Origin of the sequence: Nonomuraea longispora, from assembly GCF_004348345.1 — a bacterium.
Lineage (GTDB): Bacteria > Actinomycetota > Actinomycetes > Streptosporangiales > Streptosporangiaceae > Nonomuraea > Nonomuraea longispora.
Window position 1 is genome coordinate 1 of the sequence record NZ_SMJZ01000431.1, and the last position, 1,380, is coordinate 1,380.

Consider the following 1,380-nt stretch of genomic DNA (forward strand, 5'->3'; position numbering starts at 1 on the left):
CGTTTGACGATGCGGTCTTTGGTGCGGACTCGCCGGGCGGGCAGGAGATGGGCCAGGACGTGACGGCCGATGGTGCCGATCAGGTCGATGTCGATGTCGGTGCTGGTGATGATGCCTGCGGCCAGGATGAGCTGGTCGCGGGCGGTGGTCAGGGCGGTGGTGAAGCTGGCTCGGTCAGGGTCGGTGCCCGGGATGCTGTCGGTGGCGTCGGTCATCGCGGTCCGCAGGGCCTGGTAGACGGTCAGCAGGGCCCAGACCTCCTGCTCGATGCCGTCTGGGGTATGTGAGCGCAGGACGTGTCCGCTCAGGATGGTGGCCTTCAGCTCGGCGTAGGCGGTCTCGATCTCCCAGCGTTCGTGGTAGAGCCGGATGAGGTCGGCCGCCGGGTGGGTGGTGGCGTCGGTGAGGGTGGTCAGCAGCCGGTAGTGGCCTGTCCGGGTGCCCGCCGGGGTGCGGATGGTGATCTCGGCGTCGATGACGCGAACGGTCAGCGCGCCAAGCCGGGCCAGGGTCGAGCCGTCCCGGCAGCGGGCCAGGGCGGGCAGGTTGCGGCCGGACTTGCAGCGCACCAGTAGGTCAGCGCCGGTGGCCGCCAGCTGGTTGAGCAGATCGGTGGCGGCGAAGTTCCGGTCGCCCAGCAGCAGCATCCCGGCCCGCAGGTACGCGGCCAAGCGGCGGGCGTAGTCCAGCTCGCCGGTTGTGGCGGGCCCGAACACGGCTCCGAGCACCGACCGGGTCCCGCAGGCCACCAGCGCGGTCAACCGTAGTTGCGGGTATCCCGAGGTCCCGTTGGCGAGCCGCTGCCGGGTGAACACGGTGAGGTTGGCCGGACAGTCCGGGACCGGCAGCAGGGTGCCGTCGATGGCGACCACCCGCAGCCCTCGCCACCATCCTGCGGCAGTGGTCGTTACTGCGGGGCCGCTGACCAGGTCGAACAGCGCCTTCATCGGGGCTGATCCCAGCCGCTGGCGGGCCTGACGCAGAGCGCTGCCGCTGGGCCGAGCCGGTGCCAGACCGGTCAGCCCGGCGCACAACCGGTCGAACACCTGCCGGTAGCCCAGGCCGGTGAACAACGCCGCGGCCAGCAGCAGGTAGACCGTGACCCGCGCCGGCACCAGCCGAACCCTGCGCTCCAGCGCACGCGTCTGCGCCAGTACCTCATCGACCATCTCGAACGGGATGATCCGGGTCAGTTCGCCCAGGTGTCCCGGCGCGAACACCCCAGCGGCTACCCCGCTCCTACGTTCTATGGCAACCTGTTCCAACAGCGGAGCTCCTGTGGTGAGGATGTCTTGGAGTGACAGACCTCTTCTACAGCAGCTCCGCTGCTTTGTTCATCGGTCTTGACGAACAGCCCTCTCCCTTAACTGAACGGCGTTG

1 protein-coding gene is annotated in these 1,380 nt (G+C 69.1%); it reads right to left on the minus strand.

Going from position 1 to position 1,380, the window contains the following annotated elements; translation table 11 throughout:
• Window positions 1-1,169, minus strand: a 1,169-nt coding sequence (locus E1267_RS43775) for an IS4 family transposase (protein ID WP_220449968.1), incomplete at its 3' end; no start/stop codon positions are given.
• Window positions 1,170-1,380 lie beyond the last annotated feature (211 nt).